Origin of the sequence: Nocardioides sp. zg-DK7169 (assembly GCF_013155365.1) — a bacterium.
GTDB lineage: Bacteria > Actinomycetota > Actinomycetes > Propionibacteriales > Nocardioidaceae > Nocardioides.
On sequence record NZ_JABJRA010000003.1, the window covers coordinates 348,789 to 367,990 of the forward strand.

Annotated in this window: 14 protein-coding genes; 7 read left to right on the forward strand and 7 right to left on the reverse strand. The window is 74.6% G+C overall.

All coding sequences use genetic code 11. From position 1 onward, the window contains the following. Nucleotides 1-64: 64 nt before the first annotated feature. Complete coding sequence (locus tag HOQ23_RS06750) at nucleotides 65-829, forward strand: HAD family hydrolase (RefSeq protein ID WP_367650408.1); 765 nt, start codon at nucleotides 65-67, stop codon at nucleotides 827-829. Then, complete coding sequence (locus tag HOQ23_RS06755) at nucleotides 826-3,333, forward strand: glycoside hydrolase family 65 protein (RefSeq protein ID WP_172213055.1); 2,508 nt, start codon at nucleotides 826-828, stop codon at nucleotides 3,331-3,333. The genes HOQ23_RS06750 and HOQ23_RS06755 overlap by 4 nt, the downstream gene beginning before the upstream one ends. Before the next feature lie 31 nt (nucleotides 3,334-3,364). Here the strand turns inward: HOQ23_RS06755 and HOQ23_RS06760 are convergent, their stop codons facing one another. The 7 genes from HOQ23_RS06760 to HOQ23_RS06790 all read right to left on the reverse strand — a co-directional run bounded on the left by HOQ23_RS06760 (nucleotide 3,365) and on the right by HOQ23_RS06790 (nucleotide 14,295). Beyond that, entirely contained in the window at nucleotides 3,365-4,855 is a 1,491-nt protein-coding gene (locus HOQ23_RS06760) for a hypothetical protein (RefSeq protein ID WP_172213057.1), read from the reverse strand. Then, nucleotides 4,852-7,248, reverse strand: coding sequence for a transglycosylase domain-containing protein (locus tag HOQ23_RS06765; protein WP_172213059.1), 2,397 nt, complete (start codon nucleotides 7,246-7,248; stop codon nucleotides 4,852-4,854). Before HOQ23_RS06765 ends, HOQ23_RS06760 begins: the two co-directional genes overlap by 4 nt. Nucleotides 7,249-7,305: 57 nt before the next feature. Continuing rightward, entirely contained in the window at nucleotides 7,306-7,539 is a 234-nt protein-coding gene (locus tag HOQ23_RS06770; RefSeq protein ID WP_172213061.1) for a DUF3099 domain-containing protein, read from the reverse strand. A gap of 49 nt (nucleotides 7,540-7,588) precedes the next feature. Further along, complete coding sequence (locus tag HOQ23_RS06775; RefSeq protein WP_172213063.1) at nucleotides 7,589-8,290, reverse strand: hypothetical protein; 702 nt, start codon at nucleotides 8,288-8,290, stop codon at nucleotides 7,589-7,591. 163 nt (nucleotides 8,291-8,453) lie between these two features. Then, nucleotides 8,454-12,014, reverse strand: a complete 3,561-nt coding sequence (locus tag HOQ23_RS06780; protein WP_172213065.1) for an ATP-binding protein — start codon at nucleotides 12,012-12,014, stop codon at nucleotides 8,454-8,456. After that, on the reverse strand, nucleotides 12,011-12,775 hold the full coding sequence (locus HOQ23_RS06785) for a DUF4194 domain-containing protein (protein ID WP_172213067.1): 765 nt from the start codon (nucleotides 12,773-12,775) through the stop codon (nucleotides 12,011-12,013). The genes HOQ23_RS06780 and HOQ23_RS06785 overlap by 4 nt, the downstream gene beginning before the upstream one ends. Beyond that, on the reverse strand, nucleotides 12,772-14,295 hold the full coding sequence (locus HOQ23_RS06790; protein ID WP_172213069.1) for a DUF3375 domain-containing protein: 1,524 nt from the start codon (nucleotides 14,293-14,295) through the stop codon (nucleotides 12,772-12,774). The genes HOQ23_RS06785 and HOQ23_RS06790 overlap by 4 nt, the downstream gene beginning before the upstream one ends. Before the next feature lie 201 nt (nucleotides 14,296-14,496). On the opposite strand from HOQ23_RS06790, the gene HOQ23_RS06795 reads away from it, so the two are divergent. From HOQ23_RS06795 to HOQ23_RS06815, 5 genes are all read left to right on the forward strand, one after another. Further along, a complete protein-coding gene (locus HOQ23_RS06795; protein ID WP_172213071.1) occupies nucleotides 14,497-15,150 on the forward strand; it encodes a response regulator transcription factor in 654 nt (217 codons plus the stop codon). Between the two features lie 116 nt (nucleotides 15,151-15,266). Next, complete coding sequence (locus HOQ23_RS06800) at nucleotides 15,267-15,899, forward strand: vitamin K epoxide reductase family protein (protein WP_172213073.1); 633 nt, start codon at nucleotides 15,267-15,269, stop codon at nucleotides 15,897-15,899. Then, on the forward strand, nucleotides 15,896-16,504 hold the full coding sequence (locus HOQ23_RS06805; protein WP_172213075.1) for a copper resistance CopC family protein: 609 nt from the start codon (nucleotides 15,896-15,898) through the stop codon (nucleotides 16,502-16,504). The genes HOQ23_RS06800 and HOQ23_RS06805 overlap by 4 nt, the downstream gene beginning before the upstream one ends. Further along, nucleotides 16,501-18,474, forward strand: coding sequence for a cytochrome c oxidase assembly protein (locus HOQ23_RS06810; protein ID WP_172213077.1), 1,974 nt, complete (start codon nucleotides 16,501-16,503; stop codon nucleotides 18,472-18,474). The genes HOQ23_RS06805 and HOQ23_RS06810 overlap by 4 nt, the downstream gene beginning before the upstream one ends. Nucleotides 18,475-18,508: 34 nt before the next feature. Continuing rightward, a complete protein-coding gene (locus tag HOQ23_RS06815) occupies nucleotides 18,509-19,180 on the forward strand; it encodes a hypothetical protein (RefSeq protein WP_172213079.1) in 672 nt (223 codons plus the stop codon). Nucleotides 19,181-19,202 lie beyond the last annotated feature (22 nt).

Here is a 19,202-nt window from a genome sequence, read left to right on the forward strand (position 1 = left end):
AGTGCGACGGGACTCACGACGCAGGAGGCCCGGTCGTGGGGCGGGAGCCTCTAGCCTCGGAGATGTGGATCGAGTCGACTGGACCTCTTGGCGTGCCGTGCTGTTCGACCTCGACGGGGTGGTGACGCCGACCGCCGAGGTTCACATGCGTGCCTGGAGCGAGATGTTCAACGCCTTCCTGACCAACGACGCCCCGGCGCTGCCGGACGCCGCGTCCGCGGACCTGTCGGCGTACACCGAGGCCGACTACTTCGCGCACGTGGACGGCAAGCCCCGCTACGACGGCGTCCGCGACTTCCTGACCTCCCGTGGGATCACCCTGCCCGAGGGCACCAGCGAGGACCCGGGAACCGAGCTGACCGTGCGCGGTCTGGGCAACCGCAAGAACGACGCGCTCAACGCCGTCCTGCAGCGCGACGGCGTGACCGCCTTCCCCGGCTCGGTGGCGCTGCTGGACCAGCTCCGCGACCTGGACGTGCCTCTCGCGGTGGTCTCCTCCTCCGCCAACGCCCCGGCGGTGCTCGCCGCGGCAGGGCTCACCGACCGCTTCCGCACCGTCGTCGACGGCTCGGTCGCGGCCGAGCTCGGGCTGCCCGGCAAGCCGGCCCCCGACACCTTCGTCCACGCCGCCGAGGTCCTTGGCGCCCCCGTGGACGCCTGCGTCGTGCTCGAGGACGCCGTCTCCGGCGTCCGCGCCGGCGCGGCCGGCGGGTTCGGCCTGGTGATCGGCGTCGACCGGGGCGCCGGCTCCGAGACGCTCACCGCTGCGGGCGCCGACCTGGTCGTGCCCGACCTCGCCGACCTCGTCACGCGGGAGGACGCCCGATGAACCCGCGCGAGCAGTCCAAGAACCCGATGGACCGCGGCCGCTTCCCCGCGGACCCGTGGCGCCTGGTCGAGACCCAGCACCGCGCCGACGACCTCGGCACCACCGAGACCCTCTTCAGCGTCGGCAACGGCTACCTCGGCATGCGCGGCAACCCCGAGGAGGGCCGCGACGCCTACGCCCACGGCACCTTCATCAACGGCTTCCACGAGACCTGGCCGATCCGGCACGCCGAGTCCGCCTTCGGCTTCGCGCGCACCGGCCAGACGATCGTCAACGCCCCTGACGCCAAGCTGATGAAGCTCTACGTCGACGACGAGCCGCTGATCCTCGGCACCGCCGACCTCGAGCACTACGAGCGCAGCCTCGACTTCCGCGACGGCGTCCTGCGCCGCAGCCTGATCTGGCGCACCCCCTCGGGCAAGCGCGTGCAGGTGGAGTCCACCCGCATGGTGTCCATGAGCCAGCGCCACCTCGCCGTGCTCACCTTCGAGGTCACCATGCTCGACGGCGACGCCCCGCTGGTGATCTCCTCGCAGCTGCAGAACCGCCAGGACGGCGAGGACGAGTACCACGTCCCGGCCGCCTCGATGGGCGAGGCCACCGACCCGCGCAAGGCCGGCGGCTTCGACCAGCGGGTGCTGCTGCCGCGCGCCGCGCACGCCGACGAGCGGCGGATGCTGCTGGGCTACCAGTGCGCCCGCTCCGGCATGACCATCGCCGTCGCCGCCGACCACCGCCTGGAGACCCCGGACGAGCACGAGGTGATCGTGCGCGCCGACGACGACCTCGCCAAGATGGTGATCCGGATCGAGGCGCGCCAGGGCAGCACGGTGCGCCTGGAGAAGCTGGTGACCTACCACACCTCCCGCGGCGTGCCGGTCCGCGAGCTCAGCGAGCGCTGCGAGCGCACCCTCGACCGCGCCGGCGGGCACACCGTGGCCGAGCACCTCGCCGAGCAGCAGCGCTGGTACGACCAGTTCTGGGAGGCCGCCGACGTCGAGGTCGCCACCGACGACGCCACCCAGCAGGCGATCCGCTTCAACCTGCTCACCCTGGCCCAGGCCTCGGCGCGCGCCGACCGCCAGGGCGTCCCGGCCAAGGGGGTGACCGGATCGGGCTACGAGGGCCACTACTTCTGGGACTCCGAGATCTACGTCGCCCCGTTCCTCACCTACACCCAGCCGCACCTCGCGCGGAACCTCATGCACTTCCGCACCCGGATGCTCCCCGCGGCGCGCGCCCGGGCCCGGGAGATGGCGCAGAGCGGCGCGCTCTTCCCCTGGCGCACCATCAACGGCGAGGAGGCCTCGGCGTACTACGCGGCCGGCAGCGCCCAGATGCACATCAACGCCGACATCGCCTACGCCCTGCTCCAGTACGTCACCGCGACCGACGACATCGGGTTCCTCGTCCGTGACGGCATGGACCTGCTCGTCGAGACCGCCCGGATGTGGACCGAGCTGGGCTTCTGGCGCACCAACGGCGGCGACCCGACGTTCCACATCCACGGCGTCACCGGCCCCGACGAGTACACGACGGTGGTCAACAACAACCTGTTCACCAACGTGATGGCGCGCTTCAACCTCGACGCCGCCGCCCGCGTGGTGGAGGCGATCCGCGAGCGCCGCCCCGAGGACTACGAGCGCCTCGTGCACCGCCTCGGCGTCAAGGACGACGAGGTCGCGGAGTGGCGTCGCTGCGCGGACGGCATGTCGATCCCCTTCGACGAGGGCCTCGGCATCCACCCGCAGGACGACTTCTTCCTCGACCGCGAGGTGTGGGACCTCTCCCGCACCCCCGACGAGCTGCGTCCGCTGCTGCTGCACTACCACCCGCTGGTGATCTACCGCTTCCAGGTGCTCAAGCAGGCCGACGTGGTGCTGGCGATGTTCCTCCAGGGCGACCGGTTCACCCCGGAGCAGAAACGCGCCAACTTCGAGTACTACGACCCGATCACCACCGGCGACTCCACCCTGTCGGCCGTGGTCCAGGCGATCATCGCGGCCGAGGTGGGCTACGAGGACGTCGCGATGGACTACTTCCGCCAGGCGCTGTACGTCGACCTGGGCAACCTGCACCACAACACCGTCGACGGCATGCACATCGCCTCGGCCGGCGGCGTGTGGAGCGCGCTCGTGTTCGGCTTCGCCGGGATGGGCGACCGCCGCCGGCGGCTGCGCTTCGACCCGCGCCTGCCCCGCGACTGGCCCGCGATGCGGTTCCGGATCCGCTGGCACGGCACCCGGCTGCTCGTCGAGCTCACCCAGGACGCCATCACCTTCACGATGCTGGAGCCCGGGGACAAGCCCGAGGTGTCGGTCAACGTGCGCGGGGACTACTACACGGTGAGCGCCAAGGAGCCCGTGCGCGTCCCGCTCGATCACCAGGGCCCGCGGGTCCCCGGCCTGCTCGGTAACCGCCCGCAGACCGGCGGCATCCGCGCCGACGGCACGCGCATCACCGCCGGCGTCCCGGAGCCGATGGTCTTCGACGAGGAGCCCTAGCCTCTCGCTCCCGACGAACCGTCCCGGTCGGTCAGCGCTGGCCGGCCGGGCGGGGGTCGGCCGGCGGCTCCGGCTCCGGCTGCGAGGGCGGAACCTCCTCGTCCAGCACCGCGGGGTACGTCGGGGGGCAGTACAGGACGTACTCGGGGCTGATCGGGTCCTCCTCCAACCACTCCTGGCAGCGCTCGGCCTCCTCGGCGTAGCGCTCCCGCGCGCGCGTCTGCGCCTCGACGAGGTCGGTGCGCGCCTGCTCGGCGGCCCGCCACTCCTCCATCGCTCGCTCGTAGTCGGCCCAGTCCGCGGCGATCTCGTCCCAGGCCAGCGACACCCGGGCCACCTCGTCGGCGTAGGAGCGGTACGCCGCGACCGCGTCGACGTACGCCGCGTAGTCGACCCAGTAGTCGAGGACCTCGCGCTGCCAGCGCGCGCCGTCCTCGACCAGGGCGGCGCGGGTACGCCGCAGCGCGTCGGTGTTCACCGCCCGGACCTCCTGCTCGACGTACTCCGGCTCCATCGTGGCGGCGAAGTCCCACCCGCACCCGGGGCCGGTGGGGTCGGGGATCCGCTGCCGGGCCATCGCCTCGGTGCGCTGCGGCTCGACGTCCGGCGGCAGCTCGGGGAACGCCACCGGCTCGGGCAGCGGCGGCCAGACCGGGTGGCCCGGCTGAGCGGGCAGCACGACCGGCAGCACGGAGGAGGCGGGCCCGGGCACCTGGATCGCCTCGACGCCGCTGGCGCGCAGGTCGGCGGGCAGCTCGGGCCAGTCGACGGGCGTGGTGCGGACCGGCTCACCGCGGGTGCGACCGGTGAAGTCGGCGCCGGCGTGGACCTGGTTGCGCAACGCGCCGGCCGGCTCGGAGCCCTGCTCGGCGCAGCGCCCGGCCAGCTCGCGGGCCAGCACCTCGTCGAGGGCCGAGGCGGACGCGTCGAGCGCCTCCCTCTCGGTGCCGGCCACGAAGGCGACCACGTCGCCGCGTCGCCAGGCCAGCACGTCGTACGCCGCGTCGGTGCCGGAGACCGCGAAGGCGTGGCCCTCCACCCCCAGCGGCACCTGCGAGACAACCTGCACCGAGAGCGCCGAGGGCGCGCAACCGGGGCCGTCCTCGACCATCCGGGCCAGCGCCGCGGCGCCGACGCCCGCGGGCCAGGCCGCCACGGTGGCCTGCACGTTGCTCTCCTCGACCAGGAACGTCTGCGACATCGCCACCGCCGGGGCGAGCTCGACGCACGAGAGGGGGTGCGGCACGCTGGCGGCGGTGAGCAGCTCGCCCTGCCGGTCCCAGTCCTCCGGCAGGCCCGCGAAGGTGCGGGTGAGCGCGCGCCACGCGGGCAGCGGGCTCTCCTCGACCACGCGGGCGTAGGCGACCGGGACCTCCCGAGCGACCTCCTCGCCGTCGTCGTCCCCGCCGCCGAGGCCGAGCACCGGCAGCCCGAGCAGCAGCAGGCCGAGCGTGCACAGCACCGCGACCGCCGCGGCGGCGGCCGGTAGCACGTGGAAGGGGTTGCCCCGGTCGAAGCTCATCGACCACCGCCCGGGCCGCGCCGGCGCTCGCTTCCGCCCGCGGGCAAGGAGCGGAGGTCCAGGGAGGTCTCGGACCCGGCGGTCAGGGTGAGGCGCACCGAGGCGCCGCGCCCCACGGCTGTCCCGGCCGCGGGCTCCTGCTCCGCGACGTGGTCGGGGTCCCCGTCGGCGGAGTCGCTGGGCCGCTCGCGCACCCGGACCTCGAAGCCGGACGCGGCCAGCAGGGTGACCGCCTGGTCCACGCCCATGCCGACCACCGAGGGCACGGCGGTGTTGACCAGCACCGCCCCGGCGCCCTGGATCGGCGGGAAGTCCTCGACCGGCAGCCCCTCGTGGACCGCGTCCATGGTGCGCCGCCAGACCGGTCCCGCGCCGGTGCCGCCGTAGAGCACCGAGTGGTAGTAGCCGTGGGCGTAGACGCCGGTCAGCGGGTGCGCCTGGCCCCCGCGCGGGTCGCCCACCCAGACCGCGGCGGCGTACTGCGGGGTGTAGCCGGCGAACCAGACGGCCGCCGCGTCGTCGGTGGTGCCGGTCTTGCCGCCCGCGGGCCGCCCACCGGCCAGGCGCACCGACTGCGCGGTGCCTCCGGAGTCGAAGGGGGCGCGGAGCACGTCGGAGACCTGCACCGCCACCGCCGGGCTGATCGCCTGGTGGCAGTCGCCGTCGGGCACCGCCACGGACTCGTCCGTGGTGACATCACGCGCGGAGAGGATCAGCACCGGGTCGCAGCGCATCCCCCGGGCCGCCAGGGTCGCGTACGCCGTGGCGAGCTGGAGCGGGGAGCTCTCGAACGCCCCGAGGGTGATCGACCCCTCGCGCCCGCTGAGGTCGTCGGGGATCGAGGTCAGGCCGAGACGCCGGGCCACCGCGGCGGTCTCGCGCACGCCCGCGTCGGCGACCATCTGCACGAAGTAGGTGTTCACCGAGCCGCGCATCGCGCCGTAGGCGTCCAGCACGCCGTGCCCGCGACGGTCGTCGTTCTTGTAGCCGCCCTCGGGGGCGTCGAGCCCGTCGACCTGCAGGCCGTTGGGGGTGTCGTAGGGGGTGCGCACGCTCATCCCCGCCTCGAGCGCCGCGGCCAGGGTGATCGGCTTGAAGGTGGACCCGGTCTGGAACTCGCTGGTGGCGTAGACGACCTGGGTGCGCGAGAGGTCCTCGTCGTCCTCGGGGCTGCCGAAGGTGCGGTTCTGCGCGATCGCCACCACCCGCCCGGTGCCCGGCTCCATCACCGCGACCGCGGAGCCGACCCGGTTGCTGCGCCCGAAGCCGTCGTCGACCGCGGCCTGCGCCGCCCGCATCGCCTCGGGGTCCAGCGCCGTGCGGATCACCAGGCCGCCCGCGTTGAGGCGGTTCTGGCGCTCCTCGCGGGTCGCGCCGAACTCCGGGGAACGCAGCACGTGCTCGATCAGCATCGCGCAGTAGAAGGGGAACTCCGAGGCCGCGCACCCCGAACGGGGTCGCGACTCGCGCAGCGGGGTGGGGTGGCGGCGCAGCTGCTCGAAGCGGTCACGCTCGAGGAACCCCTCGGCGACCATCCGGGCCATCACCACGTCGCGGCGCTCCCGCGAGCGCCGCGGGTGGGCGAGCGGGTCGTACGCCGAGGGCGACTTCAGCATCGCGACCAGGGTGGCGGCCTGCTTCACGCTCAGGTCGGCGGCCGGGACGGAGAAGTAGCGCCGGGCCGCCGCCTCCACGCCGTACGCGCCGTTGCCGAGGTAGACGACGTTGAGGTAGGCCTCGAGGATCTCATCCTTGGAGTAGCGGCGCTCCAGCTCGCCGGCGAGCTTGAGCTCGGCGATCTTGCCGCCGAGGGTCGAGGCCTTGGCGACGCGGCGCTCGTCGTCGGTGGTGGCGTTGAGGATCCGCAGGTTCTCCACCAGCTGCTGCGACAGTGTCGAGGCGCCCTGCAGGTCCGAGCCGACCACGTTGTTGACCAGGGCGCGGGCGATGCCGCGCAGGTCGACCGCGCCGTGCTCGTAGAACCGGCTGTCCTCGGTGGCGAGCAGCGCCGCGACCATGTGCGGGCTGATGTCGGCCAGCCGGGTGGCGACCCGGTTCTCGGTGAACAGCTGGCCCCACTGGCGCCCCTCACCGTCCAGCAGCACCGTGCGCTGCTTGGCCTGGATCGGCGGCAGCTCGGCGCCGATGCCGTCCCAGGCCCGGATCGCGGTCTGGGCCGTGCCGCCCAGCACCAGCGTGAAGGGCAGCAGCGCCAGGCAGGTGACCAGGGTGAGGCAGGCGACCACGACGCCGGCGGAGCGGGCCAGCGGCCCGGCCGCGGGTCGCGGCGGGTGCCGGTCCACCTCGACCAGGAGGTCGTCGAGCCCCGTCGGGGCGTCGGGTCGCTCGGGGGACCCCTGCGCGGGGGGCTCCTCGGGTCCGGGTCTGTTCACGATGGCCCTATCCTGCGGCCCGGGGACGCGGAGCGGGGACGGGTTCCGCCATCCGGGTCATCTCCCCTCGCCCCAGTTCGCGATCAGGGCGGCGACCGGTGGGATCACGGCGGCCACCGCGGACATGACGACGGCCGCGGGCACCGAGACGAAGCGGACCAGGTTCCAGGCCACGACGATCAGCAGCACGCAGGTCCCCATCAGCGCGAAGTACCACCGCTGGCGGCGCCGTTGGCGCGCGCTCTGCGGCTCCTGCGCGTCGGTGACGCGCGAGACGGGACGTCGGCTCATCCTCCCAGCGTGACGCACCGGACGCGATCGCGCACGGGGGCGCGCGGGGTCAGCCGGACGGCGGGAGCGTCGGCTCGGTCGGGAACGTCCCGCCGTGGGGGGTGTCCGCGGACGGCGTCGTCTCGGAGGGGACGGTGCCCGAGGTGTCGTCGGAGGAGCCGTGCGGGTCGGCGGACCCGGTGGGCGACGGCGGGATCTGGTCCCCGGGGTGGTCCGAGGGCGGAGGGGTGCTCGGCGGGTCGCTCGGGGTCGGGACGGAGGTCGCGGTCGGGTCCGGCGCCTGGGTCGGCGGCGTCGTGGCGCCGGTGCTGCCGGCGTCGTCCCCGGGACCGGTGGTGTCGCTGCCGCCGTCCGGGCCGTCCGCGGGACCGCCGCCCGTGTCCACGACGTCCGTCGTGTCCACCGCGTCGACCGCGTCCTGCAGCGCCGTGGCGAGCCGGGCGGCGACGGCGAGGGCGGCGTCCGGGACACCGCCGAAGAGCAGCCCGAGGCTCGAGCCGGAGCCGATCGGCAGACCGTCCGGGCCGAGCCCGGGTGCAGCCGCGGCGTCGCTCCCGGAGCCGGGACGCGAGGTGCCGCCGTCGACGGCCTGCCCGGCACGTGCCTGCGCGGAGGCCGAGGCCTCCCGCGCCGACGTCGCCGCGAGGGTGTCCGAGTGCTGCTCCGCGTGTCGGGGTACCGCGAGCACGACGGCGGTGGCGACCGTGACGGCCGCGAACGCCGCCAAGGGACGCGCGTGCTCCGACTTCACCCGAGTGCTCCTGCCGCCGGCCCCCCGAGGACGCGCGGGAGACTTGTCTGGACCTCCACGGTACGCCGAACCCGGCGCCCGCGGCACATTTGCGTCCTCAGGCCCGTCGCCGGCCCGTCCGCCGCCCCCACGCCGGGGCCGGCGGACAGCTCGGACGGACGTCTCAGGCGGACGTCTCCTGGGCGTCGCTCACCCGGAACACCGAGGACAGCTGGGTCTCGGTGTGCTTGGTGATGACCAGCAGCGCGTCCATGTGCGGCTCGAGGCCGGTGACCTTGTCCAGCGGCACCGCGATGACGAGCTGGAAGCCCAGTCCCTTCCACGCGCGCACCGCACGGCCGGCGAACTCCGAGTCGGCCTTGACGAAGCCCTCGTCGAGGAAGACCGGCGCGAACCGCGGCCGCGACCGCATCTCGTCGCCGAGGCGGAAGCGCAGCGCGGAGCCGACGATGAAGGCGACCAGCTCCTGGCTCTCGCCGCCGGACTTCTCCCCCAGCGTGCGGTACGTCGACTTCAGCTCGCCGCTGAGCCGGTCGTAGCGCTCGGCGCTGACCTCCACGTGGCGGCGTACGTCGAGCAGCCGCTCGCGCTCCGCCGCGCGCTCGGGGTCGGCGCCCTGGGCGGGGCCGCGCAGCTGGCCCATGAAGCGGCGCAGCCGGGTGAAGCGCTCCTCGAGCGCGGCCTCGTCGAGGTCGCGCACCGTGCCGCGCGAGAGCTCGCGCAGCTCGCGCAGGAACACCTGCACGTGGGCCGGTGCCAGGCGCCGCAGCCGGATCCGCAGGCGGTCCTTCTCGGCGCCGAACTCCAGGCGGCGCAGGATCGCGTTGATCGGCTCGAGACGGTCCTCGATCTCCTCGACCGAGGACGACATCGCGCCGGCGAGCGGGACCAGGTCCTGCCCGCTCCACTCGGTGAGGCGACGGCGCCACTCCGCGCGGCGCTGCGGCAGCCCGGTGGCCTCGATGTCGGCGAGGATCCGCGCGAAGTCGGGGTAGGACTCCGCCGTCGTGCCGAGGTTGGGGTCGGCCCAGTGCAGCTGGTAGGCGCGGAAGATCGCGGCGAGCTCGCGGTCGACGTGCTCGACCTCGACCTGGGCCTCCTGGACCGCGGCGGAGAGCCGGGCCTGGAGGCGCCCGGAGCTCTCGTGGAAGCGGTCCAGGTCCTCGGGGTCGTCGGGGTCGGCCGCGGCGCGGAACTCCTCGTCCAGGCGCCTCGACTGCTCCTCGGTGCACACGACGCGGCCGGCCTGGGTGATCCGCTCCAGCTCGTCGTTGACGAGGTCCTCGCTGTCGACGAGCTCGGCGTGCTCGAGCTCGAGGCGGTGGCGGCGCTCGTCGAGGCGGAACCGCGCCAGGCGGGCCTCCTCGAGCTGCTCGGCCAGCTCGCCCATCTGCTGCTCGGTGGTGCCGAGCCGGTCGTCGGCGGTGAGGATCTGCTCGCGGCGGCGCTCGAGGTCGGCGATCCGGGCGTCGCACGCGGCGACGTCCAGGTCGTCGTAGGACTGGCTGGCCAGGGCGTCGTACGCCGCGCGGCGACGGTCCTGCACCCGCGTCGCGGCCTCGACCCGGGCGATCCGCTCGTCGACGGCGGCGAGCTCGGCCTCGAGGGCGGCGATGTCGGCGTCGATCTCGGCGAGCGCCTCGGCGTTGCTGAAGCCGATGATGCTGCGCTGGTCGCCGCGACCGTGCGAGCCGCGGCGCCCGGAGCGGGTCTGGCCGGCGAGGGTGACGCGGTAACCGCCGCCACCGAGCTCGTCGGCGCTCTCCACGCAGCGGGCGTTGCGCGCGGGCTCCGCGACGTGGCGCTGCACCCAGCCGCTGAACGGCGAGTCGGCGAAGACCAGCTTGCCGGCGACGTGGTCGGGGTCGAGCAGGTCCGGACCCTCGAGGTCGAGCTGCGCGCCCTCGAAGGTGAGCCGGCCGCGCAGGCGCAGCGAGTCGATGGCCGCGGAGAAGGCCTCCAGGCGCGGCAGCGGCACCAGCATCGTGCGGGCGGTGGCCCCGAGGACGGTCTCGATCGCCAGGCGCCAGCGCGACTCCTCCGGCGCGACGTCGAGGAGCTCGGCCACGAACGGCAGCTCACTGACCGACAGCCCGCTGGCGCGGGCCACCTCGCGGCGCATCGCGTGCAGGTGCTCCGGCACCCGGCCCGAGCGCCCCTCCAGCGAGGCGCGCTCGCCCTGGAGGTCGGTGCGCCGGGCCAGCAGCGGGTAGCGCTCGGCGAGCAGCCCGTCGCGCTGGGCGACCAGCCGGTCGCCGGCGTCGGACTGCCCGGCCAGCCACTGCTCGGCGTGGTCGGCCAGCGCGGCGAACGCCTCGCGGCTGGCCAGGGCGGCGGTCGGGTCGACCCGCTCGCCGCCGTCGTCGTCCAGCACGGCCAGCGGCGCGAGCCGCTCGAGCAGCGTCTGACGGCGCACGTGGCGCTCCTCGCGCAGCAGCCGCTCGCGCTCGATCTCGCCGTCCAGGCGCGCAACGCTGGCGCCGCCGGCGTCGCGGTGCTCGTCACGGGCGGCGTCCAGGTCGGCGCCGAGCGCGGCCACCCGGCGATCGGCGGCGCGCAGCTCGTCGCGCACCGCGAGGCGGCCCAGGCGGTTGGCCTCGACGCCGGCGGCGAGCAGCCGCGCGTGGGTGCGCAGCAGCCAGAACCGCACCGGGGTGTCGCCGGTCGCGGTCACGCCGTACGCGTCGAGCTCGGCGGCGCGGTCGCGGGCCGCGACCTTGCGGGCGTGCAGCTCGGTGATCGGGGCGAGGAGGTCCTGCTTCTCCTCCTCGGTGCGCATCGCCGAGTACGCCGACTCCAGGGCGTCGAAGTGCTCCACGGCACGGTCGGCGGCCCCGAACGTCGCGGGGCGCTCGAGGACCATCTCCTTGTAGAGCTCATCGACGCTGCGGACCTGGTTGCCGGCCTGGATGCGGGCCAGCAGGCCGAGCGCCTTGGCGCCGTCGCCGTTCGCGCCGATGCCGAGGCGTGCGTGCAGCACGGCGGAGAACTCCGCGTAGGTGCGGTGCACCCGCAGCCCCGGGCTGAGCTTCTTGAGCGTGTTGGCGTGGAAACGGTCCGGGACCGCCGCCTCGAGCGTGGCGAGGTCGATCGCGGCGTCGAGGGTGACCAGCTGCATCTGGACCTCCCCGGAGCGGGTCGCGCGGCGCGGCACGTAGTAGGTGCGCAGCGCGGTGAAGCGGCGCTCCTCGTCGTTGACGAACGTCATCGCGACCGCGCCCCACGAGTCGCCGTCGCGCCCGCGCAGCAGCCGCTCGACCGGGCGCCCGGTGCGCGGGTCGTCGACCACGTCGACCGCACCGCGCAGGTAGGACAGCAGGTTGCGCTGCCCGGCGCCGCGCGCCCGCCCGGTGACGGCGTCGTTCGAGGCGCCGTTGAAGCGGGTGTCGGAGGGCATCATCAGCGCGGTGTAGGCGTCGAGCAGCGTGCTCTTGCCGACACCGGAGGCGCCCGAGATCATCGTGGCGTCGGCGTGCAGGTCGATCGCGACCCGGCCGGAGAAGCCGCCCCAGTTGACCATCTGCAGGACCTCGGCACGCCACTGCAGCGTGTCGTCGGAGGGCAGGAGGACGGCGTCCTCGTCGAAGAGCCCGACGCTGCCGACCTCGGTCTCGACCTTGGCCGGGTCGTCCTGGAGTCGGTCGGGGAGCACCGCGGCGGGGACGGTGGGCTCGGGCTCGCCCGAGGACTGGGTCCCGGGCCCGGGCTGCTGGGTGGTGCTCATGCCTGAGCCTCCTCACGGTCGGAGCGGTCGTCGCCGAACAGCACGTCGTCGGCAGGCTCGGGCGGCTCCTCGTTGGCGCGGCGCAGCGTCTCCAGCAGCTCCTGGAGCACCTCGAGGGGCAGCAGCGACTCGACGGCCTCGCTGATCTCGAAGCGGTCGTCGGTCGGCGAGCCCATCAGCAGGCCCGCCTTCTGCACGCTGGCGACCGCGTTGCGCGCCCGCTTCTCATCGCCCGACAGGTCGGTGCTGTGGACCGGGCGGAACCCGGAGACGTGCTCGACGAGGTCCTCGCGGTCGACGAAGACCCGGTCCTCCCCCGCCGCCGTCGCGGCCCGGAACCGGTCGCGCAGGTGGACCAGCACGATCGTCTCCTCGCGGCTCCACGCGGTGTCGTGCAGCAGGGTCGGGAAGCGCTGGCCGGTCTCGGAGAACGCCTGGCGCTTCCAGGCGACCTCGCGGAGCCGGTCCACCTGGAGCTCGAGGAACAGGTCGTTGAGGCGCGAGCGCAGCAGCTGCTCGTTCTCCACCAGCACCCGCCAGTCGCGGGGATGCGTGCGGGCGCTGATGAAGCGCTGCTTGAGCAGCGCGACCAGCGCCTGCCGCTCGGGCTGGGCCAGGGTGCCCTCGTCGCCCTCGAACAGCGACACGGAGGCCAGCAGCTCGGGCGGGTCGATCTCGTCGGCGGGCCGAGCAGGCTCAGCGGACCCGATCGGCTCCCCGTCGTACTCCTCCGGCGCGGCCGGGTCGGCGGTGGTGCTCATCGGGGGTCCTCCGTGCGGGATCGGTCGGGGTCGGGGTCGGGGTCGGGGTCGCTCAGCTCGACGCGGGGCACCGCGAAGGCACGCTCGGTGCCGTCGGGGCGCACCGCCCGGTAGGTCTCGGGCTCGCCGGCGACGGCCAGCTCGCGCTCGGCGGCGAGGTGGAGCAGGCCGAAGATCTCGACGGGGCGGCGCAGCTCGGGCTCCAGGGCGTCGAAGAACGCGCCCAGCGACGCGGCCCGCCGGCCGTCGGCGCCGACCGGCGCGGACAGCGCGGTCACGAACCGCGTCCGCAGCTCGGAGACCGACGGGCCGCCCTGCGCGCGCAGCTCCTCGTACGTCGGGGGCGTCGACGGCTCCTGCGGCGCGGCGGGCAGCCGGGCGGGGCGGACGTGGTCGGCGGGGTCGTAGAAGCGCTCTCGCAGGTGCTCGACGCCGACCCGGTCGGGCAGCAGCGCCATCTCCAGCACCGTGCGCGGGCCGGTGTTGTCCATCCAGGTCATCAGCTCGGACTCGACCTGGCGCAGCGTCTGCTCCAGCTCGCGGTCGCGAGCCGCGTCGTGGGCGACGATGTACTCCTTGAGCGTCGCGGTGACCCGGGCCCGCTGGGCCAGCACCCGGTCCAGGCCCTCGCGGATCAGCCGCACCGTGCCGCGCAGCTCGGCGCGGTCCACGTCGGCCAGGATCGCGCCGGACAGCGGGTGTTCCAGGAGCGCCGACAGGTCGTCGCGCAGCTGGGCCACGAGCTCGTCGTCGCGCAGCAGCGCGAACGCGCCCTCGAACGCGCGGCCCTCGGGGGTGGCGGTCATCAGCGTGTCGGCGCGGGCGAGGTACTCGTCGACCACCTCGCCGGCCGGGCGCTGCTCGGCCCGGAACGCCGCGAGGATCTCGGCGCGGATCTCGGCGAAGCGCTCCTCGACGCGCGCGAAGTCGCTGGGCAGGGCCGAGACGAGCAGCTGGAGCTCGGTGAAGCCCTGGGCCATGTAGTCCTCGTCGGCGGCCTCGACGGCGCCGCCCTCGAGGAGCCGGTCGCGCTCGGACTGCAGGCGCGCGATCTCGGCGTTGAGGATGCCGACCCGGGCACCGGGGTCGGGGTTCGCCTCGCTGTTGAAGCGGCGCACGGTCGAGAGCAGGGTCCCGATCCGGTGCTCGCTGAGCGTGGCGCGGTCGCGTGACAGCGCCTTGACCTGCTCCAGCGCCTGCTGCGCGTGCGAGGTGAGCGTGTAGACCTCGTTGCCGAGCTCGTCGAGGGAGCGGACCAGCCACTGCCCCTTCATCCAGCGCTGGCACAGGTCGCGCCCGGTGCCCTGGGGCAGGTCGCGCTCGCCGGCCAGGCGCAGCTCGGTGAGGTGCTCCTCGACCTGGGCGTGCAGCCGCCCGGTCGACACCGGGCGGTTGTCGCGCCCGAAGGCGGCGCGGAACACCGTGATCACCACCGGCGCCTGCCGCTGGTGGAGAAGGGTCAGCGTGGGCTGCTCGAACGCGCTGCGCACGCGCGCCAGCTCGCCGGCCACCTCGCTCATCGCCACTCCATCGGGGTCCATCGGGTTCTGTCAGGGTCTGTCGGGGTCTGTCAGGGGCACGTCTGGCCCGTCACGCTCGCCGCTGCCGTGGGCGCGAGGCGACGCGACAGCATCCCATCCGACCCCCGGTCGCCCACGAATCGGCCCCCAACTCACGGCGAGGGGCGTTGGCCCCGGCCCGGATCGGGTACCGCCACGTCCATGACCTCGGCGACCTCGGCGATGGCGACGCGCCCGGACCCCGACCCGGTCCAGCTCGCCATCGCGAACGACTACGAAGTGATCGTGCGCGGGCTCCAGGCGATGCTGGAGCCGTACGCCGAGGTCGAGGTGATGGAGCTGACCACGAGCGCGCAGCTGGACCGCTCCCCCGGCGTGATCCTCTACGACACCTTCGGGCGGATGCCCGGCCACGACCCGACCCTCGCCACGCTCGTGCACGAGCACCGGGCGCCGGTGCTGGTCTTCAGCTGGCGCACCTACCCGGCCGAGATCGCGATGGCGCAGGGCGCGGCCGGCTACCTGCACAAGAGCTGCTCGGCCGCGGAGCTGGTGCACGCGGTCGTCGCGGTCCACGAGGGCCGCACCGTCCTCGAGCCCACGACCACCCACCACCGGGTGCCGGCCGCCGAGCGCAGCACCTGGCCCGGTCACCCGGAGGGTCTCTCGCCGCGGGAGGCCGAGATCATCGCGTGCATCTCGCGCGGGATGAGCAACCAGGAGATCGCCGACCAGTCGTTCCTCAGCGTCAACACCGTCAAGACCCACATCCGCTCGGCGTACCGCAAGATCGGCGTCGAGCGCCGCTCCCAGGCGGTGCTCTGGGGCGTGGCGCACGGCCTGGTCGAGCACTGAGGGTCCGGGGAGGTCCCCGGACGACGTCACCCCAGGGTGACCTGCACCTCCTCCGCACGCCGGCGGCGCCGCACCGGTTGGCCCGGCGACCGCGCGGTTGCCACACTGGAGCCACCATGGAGACCAGGGACGACGCCGGGGTCGCCGAGGCGCGCGCGCCCGGGATCTCGCCCGCGCGCGCGGAGCGCTCCCTGCGCGGCACCGGCGTCACCCTCGCGGTCCTGGCCGCGGTCGGTCTGCTCGCCTCGCTGGCGCTCACCGTCGACCGCATCCGGCTGCTGGAGGACCCCGCGTACGTCCCCTCCTGCGACCTCAACCCGGTGCTGTCGTGCGGCTCGGTGATGACCAGCGAGCAGGCCTCCGTGCTCGGCTTCCCCAACCCGCTGCTGGGCCTGATCGGGTTCAGCGTCGTGATCACCCTCGGGGTCGTCCTGGCCGCCGGTGCGCGCGTGCCCGCCTGGGTGCTCGGCGGCCTGGTCGCCGGCTCGGCGGCGGGGGCGCTCTTCGTGCACTGGCTCGCCTTCCAGAGCCTCTACCGCATCGACGCGCTGTGCCCGTGGTGCCTGGTGGTCTGGGCGGTGACCGTGCCGATCGCGCTGTGGTCGGTGCTCGCCGCCGCCCGCGGCAGCCGCAGCCGCCTGGTCCGCACCACCTGGGAGGCGCGCCTCCTGCTGGTCGCCCTGTGGTACCTCGTCGTACTCGTCCTCATCCTGATCCGTTTCTGGGACTACTGGAGCACCCTGCTGTGAACGCCCGCGCCACCTCGCCGCGCCCCCGCGCCCGCCTCGCCGCCCTCGCGGCGCTGCTGGTCGCGCTGGTCCCCGGCACCCTGCTCGCCCCGACCGCCCCCGCGTGGGCGCACGCGGCGCTCGTCTCCTCCGACCCCGGCGACGGCGACCGGGTCGAGACGCTGCCCGACGAGGTCGCCCTGGAGTTCAACGAGCCGATCGCGGACCCGGCGTACGTCGTGGTCACCGCGCCGGACGGCGTCCGGGTCAACAGCGGCGACGCCGTGGTGGACGGCACCCGCGTCACCCAGGACCTCGACGCCCAGGGCCTGGCGCTGCCGGCCGGCAGCTACACGCTGGCCTACCGGGTGGTCTCCGCCGACGGGCACCCGGTCAGCGGCGAGCAGACCTTCGAGGTCGCCACCGCCACGGAGGCGAGCGGCCAGCCCGCGACGGGCTCGGCGGGCTCGACCGAAGCGGACGCCTCCGACGCGCAGTCCGAGGCCGCCGCGGACGACGACGGCTGGGACGCGACCACGGTCGCCCTTCTCGTCGCCGGGATCGTCGCGGTGCTGGCGCTCGCCGGCGCGCTGGTGCTGCGCGGGCGCCGCGAGGGCTCGGCATGAGCCCGCGGGTGCGGATGGCGCTGCTCGCCGTCGGCGGCGGGCTCCTCGCGCTCGTCGCGTTCCTGCTCCTGGGCGGCGGTGCCCCCGAGGCCCCGCCCGCCGGCCTGCCGGACCCCGGCGCGCTCAGCGGCTGGGGGGTGCCGGTCCTCGGCTACGTCTCGATCGGCCTCGGCGTCGCCGTCGTCGGCGCGCTGCTGGTCCCGGTGCTCACCGCGGCCGGGCCACGCAGCGAGCTGAGCGGCCGCGCGTTCCGCGCCGTCGCCTCGGTGCGCTGGCTGGCGGCCGCATGGCTGGTGGTCTGCCTGACCGAGATCGTGCTCACCTACTCCGACCTGTTCGCGGTGCCGCTGCGCAACGTCCGCCCGGGCACGGTGTGGGACTTCGCCCTCCAGTCCGACCAGGGCCGGGTGCTGCTCGTGCAGGCCGCGGCGGCGCTGGTGCTCGCCGTCGCCTGCCGCTGGGTGCTCGCGGTCCGCGAGTCGGCGTTCCTGCTGGTGCTCGCCGTCCTCGCCAACCTGCCGGGCGTCCTGACCGGGCACTCCGCCTCCTCCGGCAGCCACGACACCGCCGTGATCGCGCTGGCCCTGCACGTCGGGCCGGTCACCGTCTGGGCCGGCGGCCTGGTCGCCCTCGCCTGGTTCCTGCGCGAGCCCTCCGAGGCGCGCTCGCGCGCCGCGCGCCGCTTCTCCGGGCTCGCCGCCTGCTGCCTGGGGCTCACGCTGGCCTCCGGCGTCGTGAGCGCCCTGGTGCGCCTGGACTCCCCCGTGGACCTCTTCACCACGGCGTACGGCGCGGGCGTGCTGGCCAAGACCGCCGCCCTCGCGCTGCTGTGCGTGGTGGCGCTGCGGGCCCGGCGCACGCTCGTGGAGCGCGAGCCGTCGGCGAGCGGGGTCCGCGACCTCGCCCCGCTGGTCGGCCTCGAGCTCGTGCTGATGTCCGTGGCCGCCGGCCTCGGCGTCGCCCTGGGCCGCACCCCTCCCCCGGTCGGCGAGCCGTTCCGCACCGGCGCCGAGAGCCTGCTCGGCGGCCCGCTGCCGGACCCGCCGAGCGTGGGCAACCTGCTGCTGTCCTTCACGCCCTCGGGCATCGGGCTCGCGGTCGTGCTGCTCGGCACCGCCGGGTACATCGCCGGCATCGTCGCCGTGCGCCGCCGGGGCGGGCGCTGGCACGCCGGCCGGACCGTGTCGTGGTTCGTGGGCCTGCTGCTCGTCGCGTACACGACCCTCGGCGGCCTGGCGGTCTACTCCGAGGTCATGTTCAGCGCCCACATGGCCGCCCACATGGTGCTCTCGATGGTCGCCCCGATCTTCCTGGTCGTCGGCGCTCCGGTCACCCTGGCGCTGCGCGCCCTGCCCGGCGCCGACGTCCCCGGGGGCCACGGCCCGCGCCAGTGGCTCTCCTCGGTCCTCCGCTCGCGCCCGGCCCGCTTCCTGACCCACCCGCTGGTCGCCGCGGTGATCTTCGTGGGCAGCCTCTACGCCGTCTACATGACCGGCGTCTTCGAGGCGCTGATGCAGAACCACCTCGGCCACGCCTTCATGGAGCTGCACTTCCTGATCGCGGGCTACCTCTACTTCGAGGTGCTCGTCGGCGACGCCCCGGTGCCGCACCGGCCCTCCTACCTGGCCCGGCTCGGCCTGATGCTGCTGGTCACCCCGTTCCACGCGTTCTTCGCGATCGCGCTGATGAGCGCGGACACCGTCGTGGCCGGCGACTACTACGCGATGCTCGACCGCGGCTTCGCCACCGATCTGGCCCACGACCAGTACGTCGGCGGCTCGCTCACCTGGGCGCTCGGCGAGATCCCGCTGCTGATCGTGATGGTGGTGCTGCTGTTCCAGTGGTTCCGCAGCGACACCCGCGACGCCGACCGGCACGACCGGCAGTCCTCGCGCGACGCCGACGCGGACCTGGAGGCCTACAACCGGATGCTCGCCGGGCTCGCCGAGCACGACCGGACCTCCCGATGAGCGCCCGCGGGCCGCGGTGCGGCAGGCTTGAACCATGACTTCGGCGCCGTCCCCCGCACCCGACGCAGCAGCACCCGCCGACACCGGTGAGCGGCTGGCCGCCTGGCTCGAGGAGCTCGGGCTGGTCGAGGCGCTCCGCGGCGCCGGGCTGCCCACGATGACCCGCGACTGCCACGGCCGCGCGGTGTGGACCGACCCGCGCACCGGCGCGCAGCTCAGCGCCGAGCAGCTCGCCGACCTGGACCGCCAGCTGCACAGCGAGGGCAGCGAGCCCGAGCACGCCGTACCGGTGCCGCTGCTGCAGCTCGCCCAGCGCGCGCGGGTGCGCGGCCAGCTGCTGGCCAGCCGGTGGTTCACCTACGAGTCGCTGGCCGAGCAGCGCGGCTCCTCGGTCGACGCCGCCCGCTTCAGCATCCACAAGGCCGCCTCCCAGCACCGGCTGCTCATCCTCACCGAGGCCGAGCGGGTGCTGGTGCCGGCGTTCCAGCTCGACGCCGAGGGCCAGGTGCGCCCCGAGCTGCTGCCCGTCCTCGAGCCGCTGCTCGCCGCGCGCATGGACCCCTGGACCGCCTGGGGCTGGCTGACCCGCCCCGCGGCACTCCTGGGCGGGCTGGTCCCCGAGCAGGCGGCCGCCGACCCCGACGAGGCGCCGCTGGTGCTGCACGCCGCGGTGCGACTGGCCGAGAAGGTCACCGCCGGGTCCTGACCGGTCCTCTGCCCAGCGGGTC